Here is a 22,850-nt window from a genome sequence, read left to right on the forward strand (position 1 = left end):
GGAGGGGTGTTCCTGCCGCCGCACGTCACACCGGCGGCAGCGCGCGTCAGGCCGGCGGGAGCGCGCGGCACAGGGCGTCCAGGGCTTCCGTGTACAGATGCTCGGGCGGGGTGGCGTACCCGACGACCAGGCCGTCCCGGAGCCCGTCCGCCCCCTCACCCGGCCCGCCGGGCCGGCGGAAGTCGGCCAGCCCTTCGACGGCGAGCCCCTGCCAGGCCGCCGCCTTCACCACGGCCCGCTCCGTCCCCGGCGGCAGCTCCAGTACGGCGTGCAGCCCGGCCGCGATCCCCGTCACCCGTACCTGCGGCGCCCGTTCGGTCAGCAGCGCGACGAGCCGGTCGCGCCGGCGGCGGTACCGCAGCCGCATCCTGCGGACATGACGGTCGTACGCCCCGCACCGGACGAAGTCCGCGAGCGTGAGCTGTTCGGTGGCGCTGGAGTACTGCTCGCGCTCGCCCTTGGCCGCCAGGACATCGTCCAGCAGCTGCGGCGGCAGCACCATCCAGCCGATCCGCAGGGTGGGGGAGAGGCTCTTGCTCACGGACCCCATCAGCACCACCCGGTCCGGATCCAAGCCCTGCACGGCGCCCACGGGCCGGCGGTCGTAGCGGAACTCGCCGTCGTAGTCGTCCTCCAGGACCAGACCGCCCGACGACCGTGCCCAGTCCACGAGGGCCGAGCGCCGTTCGGCGTGCAGCGGGCCGCCGGTCGGGAACTGATGGGCCGGAGTGAGCAGGACGGCCCGTTCCCCGCCCAACAGGGCGATGTCCGCGCCGTGTTCGTCGACCGGCAGGGAGACGGTCCGCACACCGCTGTCGGTCAGCAGCGCGTGGTGGAAGGGCAGTCCGTACTCCTCGACGCCCCACCGCCCGCCCACCACCTGCGCGAGAAGCCGCAGCGCGTGCGCGGCACCCGAGCACACGACGATCCGGCTGGGGTCGGTCCGCACTCCGCGCACCCGGCCCAGATACTCCGCCAGCGCCTCGCGCAGCTCCGGCCGTCCCCGCGGATCACCGGGCCCGAACGTGTCGTGCGGTGCGGCGGTCAGCGCCCGGCGCGCGGATGCCAGCCAGGCGGCGCGGGGGAAGGCGGACGGATCGGGACGGCCCTGTATGAGGTCGTACACCGGCCGGTGTTCGGGTGTCGCGGTGCGCGGTCTGCGTACGGGCGTGGTCGGTTCCGTGCGATGCGCGACGCGGGTCCCCGAGCCCTGTCGCGCGGTGAGCCAGCCCTCCGCGACCAGCTCGGCGTAGGCGTCGGCCACGGTGTTGCGGGCGATACCGAGATCGGCTGCGAGCGAGCGGTACGGCGGCAGCCGGGTGCCCGGCGCGAGCCGCCCGGTCCGGATCGCGTCCCGCAGCGCACGCATCAGGGCCGCACGACGGCTGCCACCGCCGGTGAGCTCCAGATGCAGGTCGGCACCCAGGATCTCCGCCGGATTGACCCATGAATCTGCCATGAAAATGCACCCTGTCACCGGTCTTCTGTCTCACTAGATTCGTACACATGACGACGACAGAGATCAACCGCAGCGCCTCCCGCATCAACTTCGCCAAGCTGGCCCCGAAGGCGTTCCGCGCCGTGATCGGCCTCGACGCGGCGGCACGCGAGGGACTGGATCCGACGCTGGTGGAGCTGGTGCAGATCCGCTCCTCGCAGCTCAACCACTGCGCCTACTGCCTCCACATGCACACCGGTGACGCCCGCAAGGCCGGCGAGAGCGAGGAGCGCCTGCACATGACGGCCGTGTGGCGGGAGGCCGCGCACTTCTTCACGCCGAAGGAGCAGGCGGCGCTGGCGCTCACGGAGTCGGTCACGCTGGTCGCCGACGGCGGGGTCCCGGACGCGGTGTACGCCCGGGCGGCCGAGCACTTCGAGGAGCGGGAACTGGCTCAGCTGCTGGCGCTGATCTTCACCATCAACACATGGAACCGGATCGCGCTGGCGACGGGGAAGGTGGCGGGCACGGACGAACGCTGACCACGGAGGGGCCCTCAGGCGGTGCAGAGGGGCCTTCGGCGGTACGGAGGGGTGTTCCGTTGTGTGGAGGGTCCACGGCAGTACGCGGAGGGCGACTTCGGCCGTGCGGCGGGCCCGGGGGTGGAACGGGCGCCCTGGCCGCCCGGATCGGCCCCGCGGCCGTGCGGCGCGGGGCCCGTGCGCGACCGGCTCTCAGCCGTGGCGCCCCAGCGCGTCCCGTACCGCCTCGTCCGTCCGCGCGACGACGGCCGTCCCGTCGTCCGCCGTGATGATCGGCCGCTGGATCAGCTTCGGATGCCGCGCCAGCGCCTCGATCCACCGGTCGCGCGAACTCTCCTCCCGCGCCCACTCCTTGAGCCCGAGCTCCTTCGCCTCCGCCTCCTGCGTCCGGGTGATGTCCCACGGTTCGAGCCCGAGCCGGCCGAGGACCGCGCGGATCTCGTCCTCGCTGGGCACCTCGTCGAGGTAGCGGCGGACGGTGTACGAAGCGCCTTCCGCGTCGAGCAGATTCACCGCGCTGCGGCACTTGGAACAGGCGGGATTGATCCAGATCTCCATCCCGCCACGGTACCGCTCACCAGCCCCTCAAACACCGTCTGGCCAGGGGGGATTGTCAGTGGCGGCCAGTAGAATGAACAGTAGTTCGGGATGGTCCCGCCACCGTGCCAGGAGGTTGCCGATGGCTGTAGCCAGACTCATGAGGAAGCCCGCCGACACCGAGTTCCCGCAGGCGACGAGGAAGCCGCTGCCGGCCGGACAGCCGCGCGAGTGGTACGTGACGCACAACCGCCGCCTGAAGGCCATGCGGCTGACGATCGCCCTGCTGGACTCGGGCATCTACCACCCGGCGACCGCGGACAACACGAGGATACGAGCGACGGCGGAGCAGATCGGAGTACACCAGCCCTCGGACACGACGTGCCGGATGGTGCGTGCGCTGATCCGCTACGGACGCTGACCGCCACGGCTGTCACGTCCGTCACGACCACTGCCCACCCCCAAGGCCCCGCCGTCGTCGCTCCGGTGACGACGGCGGGGCTCTTTCCCGCCCCACAAGGGCGGTTTGTCCGGTTACCGCAACAAAGCGCGCAGCTGAGGGCACAGTTGGCGGCTCGCGGCGCATGCTGATGCCACTCGGTTCGAACCGTTCAGGGGGGCCGCCATGCCGCACCCGTCCCGCATCCTTCCCCGACTTCCCGGAATCCGAAGACTCTGCGTCCTGCCGACCGCCGGCGCACTCGTCGCCGGCACCGTCCTCGCCTTCGCCCCGTCCGCAGCCGCAGAACCGGCCACGCCCGCCGCCTATCCGGCGGGCGCGAGCGCGACGCGCTACTCCGGACTCGCCTTCGACACCTGCACCGCACCGCCGCTGTCGGCCATCCAGGCCTGGACGGCCTCCCCGTACCGCGCCGTCGGCGTCTACATCGGGGGCATCACCCGCACCTGCGCCCAACCGCAGCTCACCGCTCCATGGGTGGCCTCCGTGTCGGCGCTCCAATGGCGTCTGCTGCCCATCTACAAGGGACTTCAGCCGCCGTGCGGCGGCAAGCCCACCGACGCCAAGATCAGCCGTGCCGCGGCGACCGCCCGGGGCCAGGGCACCGCGGCGGCGGCCGACGCCGTCGCCAAGGCGAAGGCGCTCGGTATGGTCCCCGGCAGCGCCGTCTACAACGACATCGAGCACTACACCCAGACCGACGCCACCTGCCGGACCGGTGTGCTGGCCTTCGTGTCCGCCTGGACGAAGGAGCTGCACCGGCTCGGCTATGTCTCGGGCGTGTACATGAACCTCAACTTCGGGGCCAAGCAGCTCTCCGACGTCTACACGTCCACCTCGTACGCCCGTCCCGACGCGCTGTGGATCGCCCGCTACGACTCGGTCGACTCGCTCAAGGGCTGGACGAACATCCCCGATGTGCGGTGGCCGCTGCACCAGCGGGCCAAGCAGTTCAAGGGCGGCCACAACGAGACGTACGGCGGTGTCACGATCAACATCGACACCGACCGGCTCGACTCGCCCGTCGCCACCGTGGCGTACCCCTACTCCGTCACCAGCACCACCGCGCTGAACGCCCGGACCGGCCCGTCCACGACCTATCCGGCGGCGAAGTCCTACCCGCCGGGGACCACGGTGAGGGTGGTGTGCCAGACGCCCGGTCCGGCTGTCGGCGGCTCCCCGGTGTGGGACAAGCTCTCCGACGGCACCTACGTCACCGACCGCTATGTGAGCACCCCGTCGAACACCGGCTACAGCCGCCCGCTGCCGCTGTGCACGTACCCGTTCCAGACGACCACGGGTGTCGCCGAACGCACCGGCCCCGGCACGTCGTTCCCGGCCGGAGCGGTCCTCGCGAACGGGTCACTGGCCTGGGTGTACTGCCAGCGGGCAGGCTCGGCCGTCGGCACGACATCGGTGTGGAACCGTACGGAGAACGGCCGCTACGTCTCCGACTACTACGTGTCCAACGCCAGCAACACGACCTACAGCAAACCGGTGCCGCGCTGCTGACGCCGGTGGGAGCAGGGTGAGGTCAGGCAGCCGGGCCGGACGCCGTCGTCGTCGCCACCACGGTGTCGCCCAGGGCGAGCGTGCCGTGCCGTACGACCGCCGCCTTCATGCCGAAGCTCACCTTGTTGTCGTACGCGGGCTCACGCCGGTACCCGGCGAGCGTACGGATCGGTTCGGGACCGGCCCGCAGCCCGGTGAGCTGGTCCACCATCGGCACCGCGCACCGCACCGCCCGTACGGCGTAGGCGAGTCGGGCCGTTCCGATGTCCAGCTGCCGCATGTCGTCCTCGGCGTGCGGGGCGTCGCAGCCGGCGAGCACGATGTTCGGCCGGAAGCGGTCCATCGGAACGGCGGCGGCTCCGGCGGCCTCGATCCGTGCGTTGAGACCGTCCAGCGAAGCCTGCGAGGCGACGAGGACGGCATGCGCGTCGGCGAACCCCACCTTGCCGGGCGTCTCGCCCCACCCGTCCCGGTCGAACCCCGGCGGCACCCGCACCAGCCGCGACTTCGCCCCCAGCACCTCGGACAACCACTCGGCCACGGCGTCCCCCTGATCGGCGCCCTCCCCGATGTCCCGCCCGAACATGCTCACCGGCCGCCGCTCACCGTCGTGGTCGACGTCCAGCAGCAGACTCTCGACCCCGTCGGCCGACAGCCGCAGCACACCGCCGCCGTCGACGATCTCGGGCCGGACGGCGGCCATCGCCGGCAGCGTCCGCTGACTGCGGAAGGACCCGGCGACGGCGTCGACGGCCATGAACGTACGGTCGTGCTCCAGTCCCGTATCCCCGACCCGGGAGGACTCGACGTCCGTCCCGGCACAGCCCTTGACCGGGTAGTACGTCAGTTTCTGCACAGTGATCCCCATGCTGTCCGATCGTACGGGCGAGGCCCGGGGGAGCGGACCCGGAGGTGGCGATCGAGGTCGCGGTCCACGCGGCGCGCAGGCCCGCCCGGACGGAAGCGGCGCAGGCGTCAGAACCCCTCGCACGAGGCGGTCGCGAAGGGCCCGGACGCCGTCGCGGTTCTGGGTGTCCCGTCGTCCACGGTCACGGAACAGGTCGCACGCCCGCCGTCCGCGCCGAGTGTGACGCTGAGTGAGCCGCCCTTGATGAACCCCTCGGTCGTGACGACCTTCCGCCACGGCAGGTCGCGGGAACTCTCCTCGCTGGTCAGCATGTCCCCGTCGCGCCAGGTGGTGTACGAGATGGCGGCGTCCTTCGCGTCGCCGGTGACCTCGTAGGTGACGCGGACGGTCTTCGAGACCTCGTCGGAGACGCTGTTCACGAAGAGGCCGGCGAATGCGGCACAGCCGCCGCCCAGCAGCAGGACGATCACCAGGACCACCCACGGCCATCGGCGCCGTCTCCGGGGCGGAGCCGGCGGTGGTGCCGCGTGCTGAGGTCCGTCCCACTGCCGCCACGCGTTCGGCTCACTCATGGAATCAGCGTCAGCCCGTTCGGTCCGCCGCGCGACCGGGGGCACGGGGGCGTGAGCCGAGTCGAGGCCCCCGCCGGCGGCTCGCGGTCAGCCCGCCGCCGCGCCGAACCACCGCGGCAGCCGGTCCACCAGATCCCGCTGGTCCTCACCCACCCACGCCACATGGCCGTCCGGTCGCAGCAGGACCGCGGGCGCTTCCAGTTCCTCGCTGACGTCGACGACATGGTCGATCCGGTCCGACCAGCCCTCCACCGAGAGGCGGCCGGTCTGGTCGAGCAGCAGGCCGCGCCCCTCGTGCATCAGCCCGTAGAGGCGGCCGCGCTTCAGCTGTACGTCCCGCAGCCGGCTGCCGAGCAGGTCATGGCCCTCGCCGAAGTCGTAGCGGACCTCGACCGCGGTGACCATCCCGGTCACGTACCGGTTCACCTCCTCGAAGTCCATCAGCCTCCCGAGCAGTTCCCGCAGCGCGGTCGCACGCGGATCGCTCCCCAGCATCGTCATCTGCGCCCGGGTGTTGTCCAGCACGCGCGCGCCCACCGGGTGCCGTTCGGAGTGGTAGCTGTCCAGCAGACCCTCCGGTGCCCAGCCGTCGACCGCCGCGGCCAGCTTCCAGCCGAGGTTGAACGCGTCCTGCACACCCAGGTTGAGCCCCTGCCCCCCGGTCGGCGGGTGGATGTGCGCCGCGTCGCCGGCCAGCAGCACCCGGCCGACGCGATAGCGCTCGGCCTGCCGGGTGGCGTCGCCGAAGCGGGACAGCCAGCGCGGCGAGTGCACGCCGAAGTCGGTGCCCGCGAAGGCCCGCAGCTGCTTCTTGAACTCGTCGAGGGTCGGCGCGGACGCACGGTCCTCGGCCACCCCGTCGGCGGGCACGACGACACGGCACACCCCGTCCTTGTCCGGGGCGGCGACGCCGAACCGCAGGTGGGTCTTGCGGACTTCCTCGACGACGGCGGCGACCGTCGCCGGATCCTCGGTCACCTCCATCTCACCCAGCAGCGTCTCGACCGTCGCGGGCTCACCGGGGAAACCGACACCGAGCAGCTTGCGCACGGCGCTGCGCCCGCCGTCGCACCCGACGACATAGCGCGAGCGCAGGTGCGTGCCTCCCCCTTCGGCCGCACCCTCAGGGGCGGGAGCGCCCTCACGCGCCAGCTGGACACTCACCCCGTGCTCGTCCTGGCTCAGCCCGACGACCTCGCACCCGCGCCGGATGTCGGTGCCGAGTTCGACGGCGCGCTCCTCCAGCAGCCGCTCGGTGACCGGCTGCGGGGTGGCGACGCCGTACGGGTGCGCCGTGTCCAGCCGCTCCGGCCACGGCTTCACGATGCCGCCGAAGAGACCGCCGACCCGGAACTTCTCGCTGACCGCGAGGAACCGGTCCAGCAGGCCGCGCTGATCCATCACCTCGACACTGCGCGCGTGCAGACCTTGCCCGCGCGACTCCCCGGTGCGCTCGGTCAGCTTCTCCAGCACGACCACCTGCACGCCGTGCAGCCGCAACTCGCAGGCCAGCATCAAACCGGTCGGTCCGCCGCCGACCACGATCACGTCAATCATCGAAACGCCCATTCAACGAGACTGGATTCCGGCCGTCCGCGCGCCTCACGCGCATCTGCTGTTTCCGCAGGTCCTGGCTTCGGCGGATCATTCTGCGGGACGACCGGGGCCTTGCCGCAAGCCCCCCGGTGCGCTATATGTTGAGAGTGGCAAGGAGTCGGACTCTCCTTGCCCTTCGTCGTCTCCGGGCGTCCTTCGATCGATTCAGAGGCGGGCCGCGAGCCCCTTTCTCACCGCCGGCCACTCGTCGGCCAGGATCGAGAAGTAGACCGTGTCCCGCCAGGTGCCGTCCGGGCGCAGCCGGTGACGGCGCAGGACTCCCTCCCGCTGGGCCCCGAGGCGCGCGATCGCCTTCTGGGAGCGGAGGTTCATGTGGTCGGTCTTCAACTGGACGCGGCCCATGCCCAGTTCCTCGAAGGCGTGGGCCAGGAGCAGCAGCTTCGTCTCGGTGTTGACCGCCGTACGCCAGAAGGCGCGGCCGTACCAGGTCCAGCCGATCTCCAGACGCTCGTTCTCCACGTCGATGTCCATGTACGTGGTCCAGCCGACCGCCCGGCCGGTGGGGCGGTGGATGACCGCGAAGGGGATGTACGTGCCGCGCGCGGCGCTGTCGAGCAGAGCGCCGAGCTTCTCGCCCAGTGCGTCCTGGGTGTGCGGTGTCGGCCCGCCCTGCCAGCGCCAGACCTCGTCGTCACCGCCACCCGCGGCGAACAGATCAGGGAGGTGGGCCGTGGTGAGGGCTTCGAGGCGTACGTGGTGGCCGGTCAGCGTGACGGGCGCGGGCATCGTGGCAGGCATGCGCACCGACGCTAGCCGGATTTTGTACTAGCCGCAACATGCGATCGCACTAGTGCAAAATGCGGAAGGGTGTTCCGACGTGTCCCGATGATTCCCCGCCCCGATGGAAGTCTGTCTCTGCGACGGCACCCGGCGAACAGAAGGCGGAGCGATGACCAGCCTGCACGACATCCTGAAGGACCAGGTCGACAAGGGATCGGTGCCCGGAGTCGTGGCCCTGGTGGCCCGCGGTGACCGGGTCGAGGTGGAGACCGCCGGGTCCGTCGACGCCGAGGGCACCGCTCCGATGGCCCGGGACTCGATCTTCCGCATCGCCTCGATCACCAAGCCCGTCGTCGCGGCCGCGGCCATGATGCTCGTCGACGACGGCGTCGTCGCACTCGACGAGCCGGTCAGTACCTGGCTCCCGGAGCTGGCGTCACCGGTCGTCGTGCGTACCCCGGACGCCCCGGTCGACGACGTGGTCCCCGCCGCCCGGCCGATCACCCTCTTCGACCTGCTCACCTTCCGTGCCGGATACGGCTTCCCGTCCGACTTCTCCCTGCCCGCGGTCGCCCCGCTGTTCGGCGATCTCAAGCAGGGCCCGCCGCAGCCGCAGACCGTCGCCGGGCCCGACGCGTGGATGGCGGCCCTGTCCCGTATCCCGATGCTGCACCAGCCGGGCGACACCTGGCTGTACAACACCTGCTCCGACATCCTCGGTGTACTGATCGCCCGCGCCGCCGGACGGCCGCTGCCCGAGTTCCTCCAGGCGCGGCTGTTCGACCCGCTCGGCATGACCGACACCGCCTTCGCCGTCCCGGCCGGCGAACGCGGCCGCTTCACCTCCGCCTACCGGGAGGGGCAGTCGGGCGGCCTCGACCTGATCGACGCCCCCGACGGGCAGTGGAGCACCCCGCCAGCGTTCCCCTCCGGTGCGGGCGGACTGGTCTCGACCGCCGACGACTGGCTCGCCTTCGGCCGCATGCTCCTCGCCGGAGGGACCGCCGACGGCCGCAGGCTGCTGTCGGCCGCGTCCGTACGGCAGATGACCACCGACCATCTGACGGCGTCCCAGCGCGCGGACAGCCACCTGTTCCTGGAAGGCCAGGGCTGGGGGTTCGGTGGCTCGGTCGACGTCGCACCGGTCGATCCCTGGAACGTGCCGGGCCGCTACGGCTGGGTCGGCGGCACCGGGACGGCGGCGCACATCACGCCGTCCACCGGTACGGTCTCGATCCTGCTCACCCAGCGGGAGATGGGCGGGCCGACCCCGCCGGCCCTGATGCGCGAGTTCTGGCGGTACGCGGCCGACGCCTGAGCCGCGGCCGTACGAGGGCGGGGGCGCCCGGCACCGTACGTGCCGGGGCGCCGGGCCCCGCGCGTACGCCTGCGTCACGCGCCCCGGTGGGACCTCAGTGCGCGATCCCGTCGATCAGCTCTCGTGCACCCTGCCGCAGCAGCGCGACCGCCACCGACGTCCCGAGCGTCGCCGGGTCCAGCGGGCCCGCCCACTCGTGTGCGTTCAGCACCCGCTTGCCGTCGGGGGTGAAGACCCGCGCCCGCAGCGACAGGTCCCCGGAGCGCTCCGCCCGCGCATACCCCGCGATCGGCGAATTGCAGTGGCCCTGAAGGACATGGAGGAACATCCGCTCGGCCGTCGCCTCCCGGTACGCCGCCGGATCGCCGAGCCCGCTCACCGCGTCGATCGTCGCGGCGTCGTCCTCACGGCACTGGAGCGCCAGGATTCCCGCACCGATCGGCGGGCACATCGTCTCGACCGACAGGACCTCGCTGATCACGTCCGTACGCCCGATGCGCTCCAGACCGGACACCGCGAGCAGCAGCGCGTCCGCGTCCCCGGCCGCGAGCTTCTCCAGCCGCCGGTTGGCGTTGCCCCGCATCGGCACGCACTCCAGCTCCGGGTGCGAGGCGGCCAGTTGCGCGATCCTGCGCACCGAGGACGTACCGATCCGGGTCCCGGCCGGCAGCTCGTCCAGGGTGAGCCCCTCGGGATGGATCAGGGCGTCCCGGATGTCGTCCCGCTCCAGGAAGGCGGCGAAGGTCGTCCCGGCCGGCAGCGGCCGGTCCGCGGGCACGTCCTTGACGCAGTGCACCGCCAGATCCGCCTCCCCGGCGATCAGCGCCGCATCCACCTCCTTGGTGAACGCGCCCTTTCCGCCAAGCTTGGCCAGGTCCCCCATCCAGCGGTCCCCGGACGTGGTGACGGGCACGACCTCCGTACGGATTCCGGGGTGCAGCGCGGTCAGTTCGGCGCGGACGCGCTCGACCTGGGCCAGAGCCATGGGCGAGGAACGGGAGACGATACGGATGAGGTCAGGCGCAGACATGCGGACCACCATAGAGCGTCCCGCTCGACGATCGTTCCACTCCCGGCCGACTCCCGGCACGTTCACCGCCCGGCCACACCCCTCTGCGCAGTGTGACGAGTCACAGACAACCCGCCGGTGCTGTGGGAGCTTCAACTCTGCTGCTCTTCAGGTGAGTTGGGACCAAGGATGAGGGACTGATCGAATGAGCACCCTGGAAGCCCTGCCACTCGGCCATGTGGTCGACACCGCCCGCTACCCCCTGTCCGACCTCGAAGGCGCCGAAGGACAGGCCGTGGTGTCCCGCGCGCGTCGCGAACTCGCCACCACCGGCTGCACCGTCCTGACGGACTTCATCCGCGCCGACCTGCGCGACGTGCTACGGCAGGAGTCCGCGGACATCGCCCCCCGCGCCCACTTCGACGTCGAGACCGTCAACGTCTACAACATCGCCGTCGACTCCGACCTCCCGGAGGGGCATCCCGGCCGGACCACGTTCCGGCGGGGCAACGCCTTCGTCGCCCGCGACCGGGTCCCCGAAGCCTCCCTCATCAGCCGGCTGTACACCCATCCCGACGTCCAGTCCTTCGTCGCCCGCTGCTTCGGCCTCCCCGAACTGCACGAATTGGCGGACCCGCTGTCCGGTCTCGTGCTCAATGTCGTCGAGCCCGGTATGGAACACCCCTGGCACTTCGACACGAACGAGTTCACCGTGAGCATGCTGACCCAGCAGGCGGAGGCGGGCGGCGTCTTCGAGTACTGCCCCGGCATCAGGTCCGCCGAGGACGAACGCTTCGACGACGTACGGGACGTGCTTCAGGGGCGTGGTGAGCGGCTCGTCCGCCGGCTGCCGCTGCAGCCCGGCGACCTCCAGCTGTTCAAGGGGCGCTACTCGCTGCACCGCGTCAGCCCCGTGCGCGGCGACCTCGCCCGCCACTCGGCGATCTTCGCGTACAGCGAGCGGCCCGGCGTCATCGGGAGCGTGGCGAGGACCCGCCAGCTCTTCGGCCGGGTGCTGCCCGAGCACATCGAGGCGGAGGGGCGGGCGGTCCGCGGCGACCGGCTGCTCGACTGACGTACGGCCCGGATGCCGGCCGATCGGCCGATCGGCCGGCGTACGGCCCCCCCCGGCGGGCGGTGAACCGCCGCCGTTTCCCGGCGCATTTCCCCCTGGCGACCCATCGAGGAGTCATGCCTGTGCGTTTCGACGCGACCGGAAAAGTCACGCTCGACCACATCTACACACAGCCGGATCCGCGCGCCTACTTCAGCGTGCTGCGCCCGCTCGGCTACTGCGTTCCCCAGCAGGCCAAGCCCTATTTCGAGAAGCTGATCAAGGAGTACCGAGAAGCCCGCAACGTCGAGGTGCCCCAGGTCCTGGACATCGGCTGCTCGTACGGGATCAACGCCGCGCTGCTCAAGTACGACGCCACCATGGACGAGTTGTACGCCCGCTACTGCGGCGACGAGGAGCGGGACGCCGCCGAGGAGGACACGCGGTCGCGGGAGGAACTCGTGGCACGGGACCGCGGGCTGTCCCGGTCGCGGCGGCCCGCCAACGGCCTGCGCGTGGTCGGACTCGACACCTCGGCGCCCGCGCTCGACTACGCCCGGGAGTCCGGCTTCCTCGACGATGCCGTCCACGCCGACCTCGAACGGAACGAGCCGACCCCCCGCCAGCGCGCCCAGTTCGCCGGGACCGACCTGGTGATCTCGACCGGCTGCCTCGGCTACGTCACCGAGCGCACCCTGCTGCGTGTCGTCGAGGCGCAGGAGGGCGGCCGGCCGTGGATGGCCCACTTCGTGCTGCGGATGTTCCCCTTCGACTCCGTCGAACGCGCGCTGGACGGCCTCGGCTACCGGACGATCCTCGTCGACGAGGTCTTCAAACAGCGCCGTTTCGCCTCCCCGGAGGAGCAGGCTCTCGTCCTCGACGGCATGTCGGCCGCGGGGGTGGATGCGCGGGGCCTGGAGGCGGAAGGCTGGCTCCACGCACAGCTCTATCTCTCCCGGCCGCAGGACACACCACCCGTGCCCACCACGATCTGAATCGAGTACAGAAGTGAAGATCAGTCAGGAAGCAGCAGGCAATGCGACCTTCGCCCAGGAGGAGAGCCTGCCGCAGGTACCGCTGCCCGCCCTCGAGGCGAGCTGCGAGCGGTTCCTCACCTGGTGCGCGCCGCTGCTGTCCGCCGGCGAACTGGAGGCGACCCGGGCGGAGGTGGCCGAGTTCCTCCGCCCGGACGGCCCCGGCCGGGTCCTGCACGGCGCCCTGGAGGAGTACGACGCCGCCGAGGGCGTGCACAGCTGGCTCGACACCTTCTGGCCGTACCGCTACCTGGGCCGCCGGGACCGGATCGCCCTCAACGCCAACTTCTTCTTCCTCTTCCAGGACTCCGACAAGCCGCAGGTGGAACGCGCGGCCGGGCTCATCGCCGGGGCCCTCGACTACAAGAGGCAGCTCGACCAGGGGCTGATCGAGCCGGTGGTGCAGCGGGGTGTGCCCCAGTCGATGGTGCAGAACGCCTTCCTGTTCTCCACCACCCGCATTCCCGGGGCGCAGCTGGACTCCGTCCGCGCCCCGTACACCGACGCCTGGCCGGGGCCGTCCGCGGCCCGGCACATCGTCGTCTTCTTCCGCGGCGCGATGTTCCGGCTGGAGGTGCTCGGGCCGGACGGTGCGCCGCACAGCCTGGAGGACCTCGAGGCGGGCCTGTGTGCCGTCATGAAGGCCGGGGGCGAGCCCGACGCCGACACCTCGGCGGGTCACTTCACCACCATGGCCCGCGCGGAGTGGGCGGCCACCCGCGAATCCCTGATCGCCGGCCACCCCGTCAACGCGGCGGCCCTCGACGACATCGAGACCGCGCTGTTCTGCGTCGCTCTCGAGGACTTCGCCCCGGCGGACATCCAGGAGGCCTGTGACGAGCTGCTGTACGGCGACCGCGGCAACCGCTGGTTCGACAAGGCCGTGTCCCTGATCGTGTTCGCGGACGGCCGGGCCGGTATCAACGTGGAGCACTGCGAGCTCGACGGGACGACCATCCTCAGCTTCGTCGACGCGCTGCTGAACACCCCGGCGGAGGAACAGTCCCGGCGGTCCGGCGCCCGCCCGCAGGGCCTGCCGGCCCTGGAGCCCATCGTCTTCGAACTGGACGAGGCACAGCGCGACCGGGCCCGGGCGGCCGCCGAGGCGTTCGCCGCGTACGGGGCCGCAACGGCCACCAGGACCGTGTCCTTCGAGGACTTCGGCAGCAGCGCGGCGAAGGCTCTCGGGGTGTCGCCGGACGCCTTCGTCCAGGTCGCCTACCAGCTCGCCCACCGGCGCGCGAAGGGGCACCTGGGCGCCACGTACGAGTCGATCGCCACCCGGCAGTACCGGTACGGGCGCACCGAGGCGATGCGGGTCGTCACTCCCGAGATGGTCACGTTCACGGACACGATGGAGGACCCGTCGACGGACACGGAGACCCGTCGCGCCGCCTTCCACGCCGCGGCCCGCGCGCATGTGACCCGCGCGAAGGAGTCCCAGGCGGGCCAGGTCCCCGAGCAGCACCTGTGGGAGCTGGAACTGATCCAGCGCCGCCGGGGCGCGGAACTGGGCGTACTGGAACAGCCCGCGCTGTACCGCACCCCGGGCTGGCTGACGATGCGCGACGACTACCTGAGCACGAGCTCGGCACCCTCGGCCAACATCCAGTACTTCGGCTTCGGCTCGACAAGCAGCCGCTGCATCGGCATCGCGTACGTGCTGCTCCCGGAGCGCTTCAACCTCTACCTGAGCACACCCCTGGCGGTGGCGGACCAGATGGAGAGCTTCGCGGAGGAGCTGCGGGGGGTGGTGACGGAACTGAGGGGTCTGCTGGCGGACGGCACCCCCAGCCGGTAGGGGGCCGCGCCTCCATCGCCGGCGGGGCTGGAATGGCCCGGCTTGCCTCCTTGGCAAGGGGCCGCACATCAAGCCCGTCCGGCGATTGAGGACATGCCCGCAGGGCATGCGGGACGGTCCCGGCGGTGGGTCGGGTTCGAGGCGCGGCCCGGTTGCGGGGCTCCGCCCCGGTCCCCGCGCCTCAATCGCCGGCGGGGCTGGAATGGCCCGGCGAGGGGCCGCACATCAAGCCCGTCCGGCGATTGAGGACATGCCCGCAGGGCATGCGGGACGGTCCCGGCGGGGGGCCGGGTTCGAGGCGCGGCCCGGTTGCGGGGCTCCGCCCCGGTCCCCGCGCCTCAATCGCCGGCGGGGCTGGAATGGCCCGGCGAGGGGCCGCACATCAAGCCCGTCCGGCGATTGAGGACATGCCCGCAGGGCATGCGGGACGGTCCCGGCGGTGGGTCGGGTTCGAGGCGCGGCCCGGTTGCGGGGCTCCGCCCCGGTCCCCGCGCCTCAATCGCCGGCGGGGCTGGAATGGCCCGGCGAGGGGCCGCACATCAAGCCCGTCCGGCGATTGAGGACATGCCCGCAGGGCATGCGGGACAGTCCGGGCGGTGGGTCGGGTTCGAGGCGCGGCCCGGTTGCGGGGCTCCGCCCCGGTCCCCGCGCCTCAATCGCCGGCGGGGCTGGAATGGCCTGGTCCTTCGCCGTGAAGCCGAACGGGCCGGGCTGCAACCGCCTGGTCGCAAGCAAAAGGCCGCCGGCCGCGCCTCCCCGCAAGGGAAGCGCGGCCGACGGCCCACAGACCGCACAGGAGAGCAGAAGCCCGCTCTGACCTGCGGCGTTCTTAGATGTCGAAGTACAGCTCGAACTCGTGCGGGTGCGGCCGCAGCTGGATCGGGGCGATCTCGTTCGTCCGCTTGTAGTCGATCCACGTCTCGATCAGGTCGGACGTGAACACGCCACCCGCCTGGAGGTACTCGTTGTCCGCCTCCAGCGCGTCCAGCACCGCCGGGAGCGAGGTCGGGACCTGCGGGACGCCCGCGTGCTCCTCGGGGGCCAGCTCGTAGAGGTCCTTGTCGATCGGCTCCGCCGGCTCGATCTTGTTCTTGACGCCGTCCAGGCCCGCGAGCAGCAGCGCCGAGAACGCCAGGTACGGGTTCGACGACGGGTCCGGGGCGCGGAACTCGACGCGCTTGGCCTTCGGGTTCGAGCCCGTGATCGGGATACGCATCGCAGCCGAGCGGTTGCGCTGCGAGTACACCAGGTTGACCGGCGCCTCGAAGCCCGGGACCAGGCGGTGGTAGGAGTTCACCGTCGGGTTGGTGAAGGCCAGCAGCGACGGCGCGTGCTTGAGGATGCCGCCGATGTAGTACCGGGCGGTGTCGGACAGGCCCGCGTAGCCCTGCTCGTCGTAGAACAGCGGCACGCCGCCCTGCCACAGCGACTGGTGGACGTGCATGCCCGAGCCGTTGTCGCCGAAGATCGGCTTCGGCATGAAGGTCGCGGTCTTGCCGTTGCGCCAGGCGACGTTCTTCACGATGTACTTGAAGAGCATCAGGTCGTCGGCCGCGGCCAGCAGCGTGTTGAACTTGTAGTTGATCTCGGCCTGGCCGGCCGTGCCCACCTCGTGGTGCTGGCGCTCGACCTGGAGGCCGTTCTTGTCCAGCTCCAGGGAGATCTCGGCACGCAGGTCGGCGAAGTGGTCGACCGGCGGGGCCGGGAAGTAGCCGCCCTTGTAGCGGACCTTGTAGCCGCGGTTGTTCTCGAGCGCACCGGTGTTCCAGGCGCCGGCCTCGGAGTCGATGTGGTAGAAGCTCTCATTCGCCGACGTCTGGAAGCGGACGTTGTCGAAGACGTAGAACTCGGCCTCCGGGCCGAAGTACGCGGTGTCCGCGATGCCGGTCGACGCGAGGTAGGCCTCGGCCTTCTTGGCGATGTTGCGCGGGTCGCGGCTGTACTGCTCGCCCGTGATCGGGTCGTGGATGAAGAAGTTGATGTTGACGGTCTTGTCGCGGCGGAAGGGGTCGACCCGGGCGGTCGACAGGTCCGCGCGGAGCGCCATGTCGGACTCGTGGATGGCCTGGAAGCCGCGGATCGACGAGCCGTCGAATGCAAGCTCGTCGTCCGGGTCGAACGCCGCTGCGGGGATCGTGAAGTGCTGCATCACGCCCGGCAGGTCGCAGAACCGGACATCGATGAACTTGACATCTTCGTCAGCGATGAACTTCTTCGCGTCGTCGGCGTTCTGGAACATCCAACTCCTCCTACTCCCGACCCGGGAGGGGCGGGGTTGCAGCTCGGTTGTGCGGCCAGTGCGGTGGCACACGCTGGGACCCGACCTTAGGCAGACGGGATTTCTCCAGCATGACCCATTTGTTTCGCCCAAGTTAACCGGGCGGGGTGGATCGAGAGAGTGACATGCCCGCGAGGAACGGCCGGGGGCCCGGGCGGAAGGGCGCGAATGCGGGCGCAGTACCGTGGACGGGTGGACAACAGGCAAGCAATCGGATCGTGGCTGTCCGGCCCCCGCGCGGCGGCCGAGGACATGGGCGCCGAGTTCGGTCACCGGGGCCGGCGGCTCGGTCTGCCGGAGTCGGGGCCGGGTTCCATCGCCCCGCTCGGGCGGCGCTTCGGCGCCCTTTTCGTCGACTGGGGGCTCTGCCTCCTGATCGCATACGGGCTCTTCGCCCAGGGTGACCGGCAGGCGGCCGGCAACTGGGCTCTCGGCATCTTCCTCGCCCTGGGGCTGCTGACCGTGGGCACGGTCGGTTTCACCCCGGGCAAGCGGCTGCTCGGGCTGCGCGTCGTGTCCGAGGAGGGCGGCCGGCTGGGCTTCGTCCGGGTCGCCGTGCGGACCGTACTGCTCTGCCTCGCGATCCCGGCCCTCATCTGGGACCGGGACGGCCGCGGACTGCACGACCGCCTGGCCCGCGCCGTGCAGGTCCGCATCTAGAGAGCGCACACCGAGCACGGCACACCGAGCACGGCACACCGAGCACGCACGCCGAGCACGGCACACAGCAGAGCAGGCAAGAAGGGCGGCCGGGACACATGTCCCGGCCGCCCTTCTGCGTGTTCGTCGCGCGTGTGCGCGTCAGCGCATCTTGCCACCGCGCGGCATCCGCATGCCCTTCGGCATCGGCCCCTTCGGCAGCGGCATGTTGCTCATCAGGTCGCCCAGCGCCCGCAGCCGGTCGTTGGCAGCCGTGACCTGCGGTCCGGTGAGTACGCGGGGGAGCTTGAGCATCGTGGTGCGCAGCTTCTTCAGCGGCACCTGGCCCTCGCCTTCGCCCACCACGATGTCGTGCACCGGCACGTCCACCACGATCCGCGCCATGCGCTTCTTCTCGGCCGCGAGCAGCGACTTCAGCCGGTTCGGGTTGCCCTCGGCCACCAGGACGATGCCGGCCTTGCCGACGGCCCGGTGAACGACGTCCTGGCTGCGGTTCATCGCGACGGCGGGAGTCGTCGTCCAGCCGCGGCCCACGTTCTGCAGGACGGCGGCCGCCGCACCCGGCTGGCCCTCCATCTGTCCGAACGCCGCCCTCTCGGCCCGGCGCCCGAAGATGATCGCCATCGCGAGGAAGGCGAGCAGGAAGCCCAGGATTCCGAGATAGATGGGATGACCGATCAGGTAACCGATCGCGAGGAGGACACCGAAGGTGACGATTCCCACACCCGCGAGGATCAGACCGATCTTCGGGTCGGCCTTCCGGGTCATCTTGTACGTCAGGGCGATCTGCTTGAGCCGCCCGGGGTTCTCAGCGGACTCGCCGCTGTCAGAGTTTGCCTTCCTCGCCATACCGGGAAGTTTACGTGGCCTAGGAAGTGCGTCCGGCCACGGCCTCGAGTACGTGCTGGGCCTCGACGCGGTCCTTGGCCCGGCGGCGGTCCTCCAGGACCGATGTCCAGGCGTTGCGCCGGGCGGTGCGCTGCCCGCTGCCGAGGAGCAGTGACTCCATGGCGCGCAGGGCGTCGGTGACGGACGGGATGGCGGTTGCGCTTACGGGACGTACTGGCGCGGCCTGCATGGTGACGGTCCCCCTCGGGGTGGGTGACGACGGAGTGCGGGTGTGCTCGGCGCGGTGCGGTGGGCGACTCGCCCTGACCGGATGCGGGGAGCTGTCCGGGGAGCGCCGAGTGCGGTGCGTAAAGCCAGAGTCACTGATTGGTGTTACCAGCGCATGACTGACGGGTCAAACACCGATGAAACCTTTACGCCCCGCCCGCGGACACTGACGCGGCCCGTACACCCGTCCCGACCTGCGGGGGGCGTACGAGCCGCGTCGAACTCGCCGTTACTCGGCGGTAGTCACTTGTGCCCGATTTCACACGGTCCGGGCGTCGTCGGAGGCCGGTCCGTCAGCCCGTCTTTCCGGCGGCGACCGCGCTGCGGCGCTCCATGGCCTGCCCGAACAGCCGGCCCGCGCGGTACGACGAGCGCACCAGCGGACCCGACATGACACCGGAGAAGCCGATCTCCTCGGCCTCGTCCTTCAGCTCCACGAACTCGTGCGGCTTCACCCAGCGCTCGACCGGGTGGTGGCGCACGGAGGGGCGGAGGTACTGCGTGATGGTGATCAGCTCGCAGCCGGCCTCGTGCAGGTGCCGCAGTGCCTCGCTGACCTCCTCACGGGTCTCGCCCATGCCCAGGATGAGGTTCGACTTGGTGACCAGCCCCGCCTCGCGGGCGCGGGTGATCACTTCCAGGGAGCGCTCGTAACGGAAGCCGGGGCGGATCCGCTTGAAGATCCGCGGCACGGTCTCGACGTTGTGCGCGAGCACCTCGGGGCGCGAGGAGAAGACCTCGGCCAGCTGCTCGGGCACCGCGTTGAAGTCGGGGATGAGGAGCTCGACCTTGGTGTGGCCGCCCTCGCGCTCCGCGGTCATCGTGTGGATCTGGCGCACGGTCTCCGCGTACAGCCAGGCGCCGCCGTCGTCCAGGTCGTCGCGGGCGACGCCGGTGATGGTGGCGTAGTTCAGGTCCATCGTGACGACGGACTCGCCCACCCGGCGCGGCTCGTCACGGTCGAGGGCCTGCGGCTTGCCCGTGTCGATCTGGCAGAAGTCACAGCGCCGGGTGCACTGGTCGCCACCGATGAGGAAGGTCGCCTCGCGGTCCTCCCAGCATTCGTAGATGTTGGGACAGCCCGCCTCCTGGCACACGGTGTGCAGTCCCTCGCTCTTGACGAGTTTCTGCATCTGCGTGTACTCGGGGCCCATCTTCGCCCGGGTCTTGATCCACTCGGGCTTGCGCTCGATGGGGGTCTGGCTGTTCCGGACCTCCAGGCGCAGCATCTTGCGTCCGTCGGGTGCGACAGCGGACACGTCGGCGCCCCTTTCTGCGATCGCGCGGCATTCGATTCTGCGGCGCACACCAGGGTACGCCCGTCAATTGTTCGGCCCTACGTCCGGCCAACCCGCGGACCCAGGGGTGCATTCCCTATACGGCGGCTTCCACGGTCACATCCGGGGCGGCGTCCACGATCCTCGGCCGCAGCTCCGCGTTCTCCAGCACGGCCCGGAGGTGCTTCTCCACGACGGGGAGCACCTCCTCCATGGTCACATCCCGGCCGAGCTCATTGGCCAGGGAGGTGACTCCGGCGTCCCGGATGCCGCACGGCACGATCCGGTCGAACCAGGTGTTGTCCGGGTTCACGTTGAGCGCGAAACCGTGCATCGAGACGCCCTTGGCGATACGGATGCCGATGGCGGCGAGCTTGCGGTCCTCGCGGCGCTGGCCGGCGTTGGACGGGGCGTACTCGGGCCCGTTCAGCCGGGGATCGAACTCCTCGTCCTCGAGCCGCGGGTCGAAGTCGAGCGACAGACCGCCGAGCGAAGGGCGCTGCTCCACCGGGTCGCCGAGCACCCACACGCCGCTGCGGCCCTCGACGCGGCTGGTCTCCACCCCGAACTCCGCGCACGCGCGGATCAGCGCGTCCTCCAGCCGGCGCACATGCGCGACGACGTCGACGGGACGCGGCAGCTTCAGGATCGGGTAGCCCACCAGCTGGCCGGGTCCGTGCCAGGTGATCTTGCCGCCGCGGTCGACGTCGACCACGGGCGTGCCGTCCAGGGGGCGCTCACTGTCGGCCGTACGCCGTCCCGCCGTGTACACGGGCGGGTGCTCCAGCAGCAGACAGGTGTCCGGGATCTCGTCCTGGAACCGGGCGGCATGGACCTCGCGCTGCTTCTGCCATGCCTCCTGGTACTCGACGGCGTCCTCGCCGAACCCCAGCCGGACGAACCGCAGCTCACTCACGGCAGTGCCTCCCTAGAACCTTCACCGTGCACATATGTGCGCCCCAGCCACTGTACGGCGGCTCGCGGAAATGCCGCCCGGGGGTGCCTGCCGTCAGTGCTTGTCAGCATCGACGCCAATCCTCACACGATCGGATGAATGTGGGGCGAAGGTGGCGGTCCGGGCGCGATGGGCCGCTAAATTCACGCCGTTCCATGAGGGCTGGCGACCGGCCCGGAAGGCAGGAGACCGCACAGCTGATGACGGAACGACCATCGCAGCGCATCCCCAACCGCCAGCTCGCCGCGCTCATCGCAGAAGCCGGATTCTCCAACGCAGGACTTGCCCGCAGGGTGGACCAGCTGGGACTCGAGCACGGCCTGGACCTGCGCTACGACAAGACGTCCGTGACGCGCTGGCTCCGCGGTCAGCAGCCGCGCGGGACGACGCCCGCGCTCATCGCCGAGGTGTTCACCCGCCGCCTCGGGCGCCGGCTGTCCGCCCAGGACCTGGGCCTGGACGCCTGTGCGCCGGTGTACGCGGGTCTGGAGTTCGCCGCGACCCCCGAGGAGGCCGTGGACATCGTCGGCGGTCTGTGGCGCAAGGACTCCGGCAGCCACGCGGAACTGCGGAAGATCGCGTTCACGCCCGCGGGGCTGGTCGTGCCGAGCCGGGACTGGCTGATCGGGCGGGCCGACGAGCGTGTGGGGCGGGGCGACGGGACGGGCGCCAGGGTGCCCGCCCAGGGCGGCACGTCCGCCGTACCGCGGCAGCGCGGCACCGCCGACCGCGGGCCCGGCCAGCGGGTGTCCGGCGGCGACATCGCGGCGCTGCGCTCGGTGGGCGAGCTGTTCCGCACGCTCGACCACGCGTACGGCGGTGGGCACGCCCGGCAGGCGCTGGTGCGCTACCTGGAGCACGAGGCCGAGCCGATGCTGCGCGGCTCGTACGGCGAGACGACCGGGCGGCGCCTGTTCGCCGCGGTCGCCGATCTGACCCGGCTGGCCGGGTGGACCTCGTACGACATCGCGGCGCACGGACTGGCCCAGCGCTACTTCGTCCAGGCGCTGCGGCTCGCCCAGGCGGCGGGGGACCGGGCCTACGGCTCCTATGTGCTGGTCACCATGAGCCGCCAGGCGGTCTACCTCGGCCACGGGCGCGAGGCCGTGCAGCTCACCCGGGTCGCCCAGCAGGGCATGGGGTCGGCGGCGCCGCCGCTGGTGCAGGCGATGCTGCACTCGGTGGAGGCGCGGGGGCACGGGGTCCTGGGCGAGGTCCGCGCATGCACGGCGGCGCTGGTCCGGGCGGAGAGGGCGCTGGAGACGGCGCGGCCGGGGGACGAGGTGCCGCACTGGGCGCGGACCTTCGACGAGGCACAGCTGGCCGACGAGATGGGCCACTGCCACCGGGACCTCCAGCAGTACCGCCCGGCGATCCAGCACGCGGAACGCTCACTCCAGCTCCGCGCCCCGGGATTCGCGCGCAGCCGCCTGTTCTGCCGGGTGGTGCTGGCGTCGGCACGGCTGGGCCTGGGCGAACTGGACCAGGCGTGCGCGCTGGGCGCGGAGGCGGCGCTCCAGGCGTCGGAGATGCGGTCGGCGAGGGCGGTGGAGTACGTACGCGACTTCGAGCGCCGACTGGAGCCGTACCGGGACGCGGCGCCGGTGCGGGGGTACCGGGACCGGGTCTCGACACTGGGGTAGCGGCACGGCTGGGGTTGCCGCCTGCCCTTGTTTCGTCGGGTGTGCGGGCAAACTCAGCCTCGCCGGCGTTTGAGGCGCGGGGTTCGGGGCGGAGCCCCGCCACGGGGTCGCGCGTCGGTGTGTGCCCGCACGTCCTGTGGCCGTGTCCTCAATCGCCGGACGGGCTGGGTTGCCGTCCTTGTGAAGGCGCGGCATGTGGGGTGGGGCCCGGCACGGGGCTGCGCGTCGGTGTGTGCCCGCACGTCCTGCGGACGTGTCCTCAATCGCCGGACGGGCTTGTGGTCGGGCAGGTTCAGCCTCGCCGGCGTTTGAGGCACGGGGTTCGGGGCGGAGCCCCGGCGGCGGAGCGGGGGCGACGACTTCACCGGCTCCGGCCGCACCTCGGTCATTTTCTATCTTTTTGCGCCTTTTGCCACTCGTGAATCAGTAAATATGTATC

At 71.1% G+C, this 22,850-nt stretch carries 21 protein-coding genes; 9 read left to right on the forward strand and 12 right to left on the reverse strand.

Annotated elements, in window-relative coordinates:
* Positions 1 to 46 precede the first annotated feature (46 nt).
* On the reverse strand, positions 47 to 1,459 hold the full coding sequence (locus RPQ07_RS26715; protein WP_313946738.1) for a PLP-dependent aminotransferase family protein: 1,413 nt from the start codon (positions 1,457 to 1,459) through the stop codon (positions 47 to 49).
* Positions 1,460 to 1,506: 47 nt separating this feature from the next.
* Between RPQ07_RS26715 and RPQ07_RS26720 the strand changes: the two genes are divergently transcribed.
* The gene (locus RPQ07_RS26720) at positions 1,507 to 1,980 is read left to right on the forward strand and encodes a carboxymuconolactone decarboxylase family protein (RefSeq protein ID WP_313946739.1); all 474 of its coding nucleotides are present in this window, start codon (positions 1,507 to 1,509) and stop codon (positions 1,978 to 1,980) included.
* Positions 1,981 to 2,172: 192 nt separating this feature from the next.
* On the opposite strand, the gene RPQ07_RS26725 is transcribed toward RPQ07_RS26720, so the two are convergent.
* Positions 2,173 to 2,538 carry an arsenate reductase family protein gene (locus RPQ07_RS26725; RefSeq protein ID WP_313946740.1) on the reverse strand — a complete coding sequence of 122 codons (366 nt, stop codon included), beginning with the start codon at positions 2,536 to 2,538 and terminating at the stop codon, positions 2,173 to 2,175.
* Positions 2,539 to 2,659: 121 nt separating this feature from the next.
* On the opposite strand from RPQ07_RS26725, the gene RPQ07_RS26730 reads away from it, so the two are divergent.
* Both RPQ07_RS26730 and RPQ07_RS26735 read left to right on the forward strand, forming a co-directional pair.
* Complete coding sequence (locus RPQ07_RS26730; RefSeq protein ID WP_413777782.1) at positions 2,660 to 2,938, forward strand: hypothetical protein; 279 nt, start codon at positions 2,660 to 2,662, stop codon at positions 2,936 to 2,938.
* Positions 2,939 to 3,142: 204 nt separating this feature from the next.
* On the forward strand, positions 3,143 to 4,489 hold the full coding sequence (locus RPQ07_RS26735) for a glycoside hydrolase domain-containing protein (RefSeq protein ID WP_313946741.1): 1,347 nt from the start codon (positions 3,143 to 3,145) through the stop codon (positions 4,487 to 4,489).
* Between the two features lie 22 nt (positions 4,490 to 4,511).
* Here RPQ07_RS26735 and RPQ07_RS26740 read toward each other — a convergent pair whose 3' ends face one another.
* From RPQ07_RS26740 to RPQ07_RS26755, 4 genes are all read right to left on the reverse strand, one after another.
* Positions 4,512 to 5,357 (reverse strand): MOSC domain-containing protein, encoded by an 846-nt coding sequence (locus RPQ07_RS26740; protein WP_313946743.1) that lies wholly within the window; start codon positions 5,355 to 5,357, stop codon positions 4,512 to 4,514.
* Positions 5,358 to 5,464: 107 nt separating this feature from the next.
* Complete coding sequence (locus RPQ07_RS26745; RefSeq protein ID WP_313946744.1) at positions 5,465 to 5,929, reverse strand: hypothetical protein; 465 nt, start codon at positions 5,927 to 5,929, stop codon at positions 5,465 to 5,467.
* Positions 5,930 to 6,016: 87 nt separating this feature from the next.
* The gene (rox, locus tag RPQ07_RS26750) at positions 6,017 to 7,486 is read right to left on the reverse strand and encodes a rifampin monooxygenase (RefSeq protein ID WP_313946745.1); all 1,470 of its coding nucleotides are present in this window, start codon (positions 7,484 to 7,486) and stop codon (positions 6,017 to 6,019) included.
* Positions 7,487 to 7,690: 204 nt separating this feature from the next.
* Positions 7,691 to 8,284: a GNAT family protein gene (locus RPQ07_RS26755; protein WP_313946746.1), complete on the reverse strand. Its 594-nt coding sequence runs from the start codon at positions 8,282 to 8,284 to the stop codon at positions 7,691 to 7,693.
* Between the two features lie 151 nt (positions 8,285 to 8,435).
* On the opposite strand from RPQ07_RS26755, the gene RPQ07_RS26760 reads away from it, so the two are divergent.
* A complete protein-coding gene (locus RPQ07_RS26760; RefSeq protein ID WP_313946747.1) occupies positions 8,436 to 9,584 on the forward strand; it encodes a serine hydrolase domain-containing protein in 1,149 nt (382 codons plus the stop codon).
* A gap of 94 nt (positions 9,585 to 9,678) precedes the next feature.
* On the opposite strand, the gene hemC is transcribed toward RPQ07_RS26760, so the two are convergent.
* Positions 9,679 to 10,614 carry a hydroxymethylbilane synthase gene (gene hemC / locus RPQ07_RS26765; RefSeq protein WP_313946748.1) on the reverse strand — a complete coding sequence of 312 codons (936 nt, stop codon included), beginning with the start codon at positions 10,612 to 10,614 and terminating at the stop codon, positions 9,679 to 9,681.
* 184 nt (positions 10,615 to 10,798) lie between these two features.
* Here hemC and RPQ07_RS26770 point away from each other — a divergent pair, with 184 nt between their 5' ends.
* The 3 genes from RPQ07_RS26770 (at position 10,799) to RPQ07_RS26780 (ending at position 14,482) form a co-directional block, all read left to right on the forward strand.
* On the forward strand, positions 10,799 to 11,668 hold the full coding sequence (locus tag RPQ07_RS26770) for an arpA protein (protein ID WP_313946749.1): 870 nt from the start codon (positions 10,799 to 10,801) through the stop codon (positions 11,666 to 11,668).
* Between the two features lie 116 nt (positions 11,669 to 11,784).
* Positions 11,785 to 12,642: a class I SAM-dependent methyltransferase gene (locus tag RPQ07_RS26775; protein ID WP_313946750.1), complete on the forward strand. Its 858-nt coding sequence runs from the start codon at positions 11,785 to 11,787 to the stop codon at positions 12,640 to 12,642.
* Between the two features lie 13 nt (positions 12,643 to 12,655).
* Positions 12,656 to 14,482 (forward strand): choline/carnitine O-acyltransferase, encoded by a 1,827-nt coding sequence (locus RPQ07_RS26780; protein WP_313946751.1) that lies wholly within the window; start codon positions 12,656 to 12,658, stop codon positions 14,480 to 14,482.
* Positions 14,483 to 15,311: 829 nt separating this feature from the next.
* Here RPQ07_RS26780 and glnA read toward each other — a convergent pair.
* Positions 15,312 to 16,721, reverse strand: a complete 1,410-nt coding sequence (gene glnA, locus RPQ07_RS26785; protein ID WP_313946752.1) for a type I glutamate--ammonia ligase — start codon at positions 16,719 to 16,721, stop codon at positions 15,312 to 15,314.
* A gap of 231 nt (positions 16,722 to 16,952) precedes the next feature.
* Between glnA and RPQ07_RS26790 the strand changes: the two genes are divergently transcribed.
* Complete coding sequence (locus RPQ07_RS26790; RefSeq protein WP_313946753.1) at positions 16,953 to 17,420, forward strand: RDD family protein; 468 nt, start codon at positions 16,953 to 16,955, stop codon at positions 17,418 to 17,420.
* A 141-nt stretch (positions 17,421 to 17,561) separates the two neighbouring features.
* On the opposite strand, the gene RPQ07_RS26795 is transcribed toward RPQ07_RS26790, so the two are convergent.
* The 4 genes from RPQ07_RS26795 to lipB form a co-directional block, all read right to left on the reverse strand.
* Positions 17,562 to 18,269, reverse strand: a complete 708-nt coding sequence (locus tag RPQ07_RS26795) for a DUF4191 domain-containing protein (RefSeq protein WP_313946754.1) — start codon at positions 18,267 to 18,269, stop codon at positions 17,562 to 17,564.
* A 19-nt stretch (positions 18,270 to 18,288) separates the two neighbouring features.
* Positions 18,289 to 18,498: a hypothetical protein gene (locus RPQ07_RS26800; RefSeq protein WP_313946755.1), complete on the reverse strand. Its 210-nt coding sequence runs from the start codon at positions 18,496 to 18,498 to the stop codon at positions 18,289 to 18,291.
* A gap of 331 nt (positions 18,499 to 18,829) precedes the next feature.
* Positions 18,830 to 19,795 carry a lipoyl synthase gene (lipA, locus tag RPQ07_RS26805; protein ID WP_313946756.1) on the reverse strand — a complete coding sequence of 322 codons (966 nt, stop codon included), beginning with the start codon at positions 19,793 to 19,795 and terminating at the stop codon, positions 18,830 to 18,832.
* A 115-nt stretch (positions 19,796 to 19,910) separates the two neighbouring features.
* Complete coding sequence (gene lipB / locus RPQ07_RS26810; protein ID WP_313946757.1) at positions 19,911 to 20,729, reverse strand: lipoyl(octanoyl) transferase LipB; 819 nt, start codon at positions 20,727 to 20,729, stop codon at positions 19,911 to 19,913.
* Positions 20,730 to 20,968: 239 nt separating this feature from the next.
* Between lipB and RPQ07_RS26815 the strand changes: the two genes are divergently transcribed.
* Positions 20,969 to 22,411: a regulator gene (locus RPQ07_RS26815; protein ID WP_313946758.1), complete on the forward strand. Its 1,443-nt coding sequence runs from the start codon at positions 20,969 to 20,971 to the stop codon at positions 22,409 to 22,411.
* Positions 22,412 to 22,850: the final 439 nt, after the last annotated feature.

It is taken from the genome of Streptomyces sp. AM8-1-1, from assembly GCF_032229325.1.
GTDB lineage: Bacteria > Actinomycetota > Actinomycetes > Streptomycetales > Streptomycetaceae > Streptomyces > Streptomyces achmelvichensis.

Coding starts and splice junctions, on each gene's coding strand:
- RPQ07_RS26755 (WP_313946746.1), bottom strand. CDS start 8,284: ATGCCTGCCACGATGCCCGCGCCCGTCACGCTGACCGGCCACCACGTA.
- RPQ07_RS26725 (WP_313946740.1), bottom strand. CDS start 2,538: ATGGAGATCTGGATCAATCCCGCCTGTTCCAAGTGCCGCAGCGCGGTG.
- RPQ07_RS26720 (WP_313946739.1), top strand. CDS start 1,507: ATGACGACGACAGAGATCAACCGCAGCGCCTCCCGCATCAACTTCGCC.
- RPQ07_RS26740 (WP_313946743.1), bottom strand. CDS start 5,357: ATGGGGATCACTGTGCAGAAACTGACGTACTACCCGGTCAAGGGCTGT.
- hemC (WP_313946748.1), bottom strand. CDS start 10,614: ATGTCTGCGCCTGACCTCATCCGTATCGTCTCCCGTTCCTCGCCCATG.
- glnA (WP_313946752.1), bottom strand. CDS start 16,721: ATGTTCCAGAACGCCGACGACGCGAAGAAGTTCATCGCTGACGAAGAT.
- RPQ07_RS26715 (WP_313946738.1), bottom strand. CDS start 1,459: ATGGCAGATTCATGGGTCAATCCGGCGGAGATCCTGGGTGCCGACCTG.
- RPQ07_RS26815 (WP_313946758.1), top strand. CDS start 20,969: ATGACGGAACGACCATCGCAGCGCATCCCCAACCGCCAGCTCGCCGCG.
- RPQ07_RS26735 (WP_313946741.1), top strand. CDS start 3,143: ATGCCGCACCCGTCCCGCATCCTTCCCCGACTTCCCGGAATCCGAAGA.
- rox (WP_313946745.1), bottom strand. CDS start 7,486: ATGATTGACGTGATCGTGGTCGGCGGCGGACCGACCGGTTTGATGCTG.
- RPQ07_RS26730 (WP_413777782.1), top strand. CDS start 2,660: ATGGCTGTAGCCAGACTCATGAGGAAGCCCGCCGACACCGAGTTCCCG.
- RPQ07_RS26775 (WP_313946750.1), top strand. CDS start 11,785: ATGCCTGTGCGTTTCGACGCGACCGGAAAAGTCACGCTCGACCACATC.
- RPQ07_RS26795 (WP_313946754.1), bottom strand. CDS start 18,269: ATGGCGAGGAAGGCAAACTCTGACAGCGGCGAGTCCGCTGAGAACCCC.
- RPQ07_RS26745 (WP_313946744.1), bottom strand. CDS start 5,929: ATGAGTGAGCCGAACGCGTGGCGGCAGTGGGACGGACCTCAGCACGCG.
- RPQ07_RS26770 (WP_313946749.1), top strand. CDS start 10,799: ATGAGCACCCTGGAAGCCCTGCCACTCGGCCATGTGGTCGACACCGCC.
- RPQ07_RS26800 (WP_313946755.1), bottom strand. CDS start 18,498: ATGCAGGCCGCGCCAGTACGTCCCGTAAGCGCAACCGCCATCCCGTCC.
- RPQ07_RS26760 (WP_313946747.1), top strand. CDS start 8,436: ATGACCAGCCTGCACGACATCCTGAAGGACCAGGTCGACAAGGGATCG.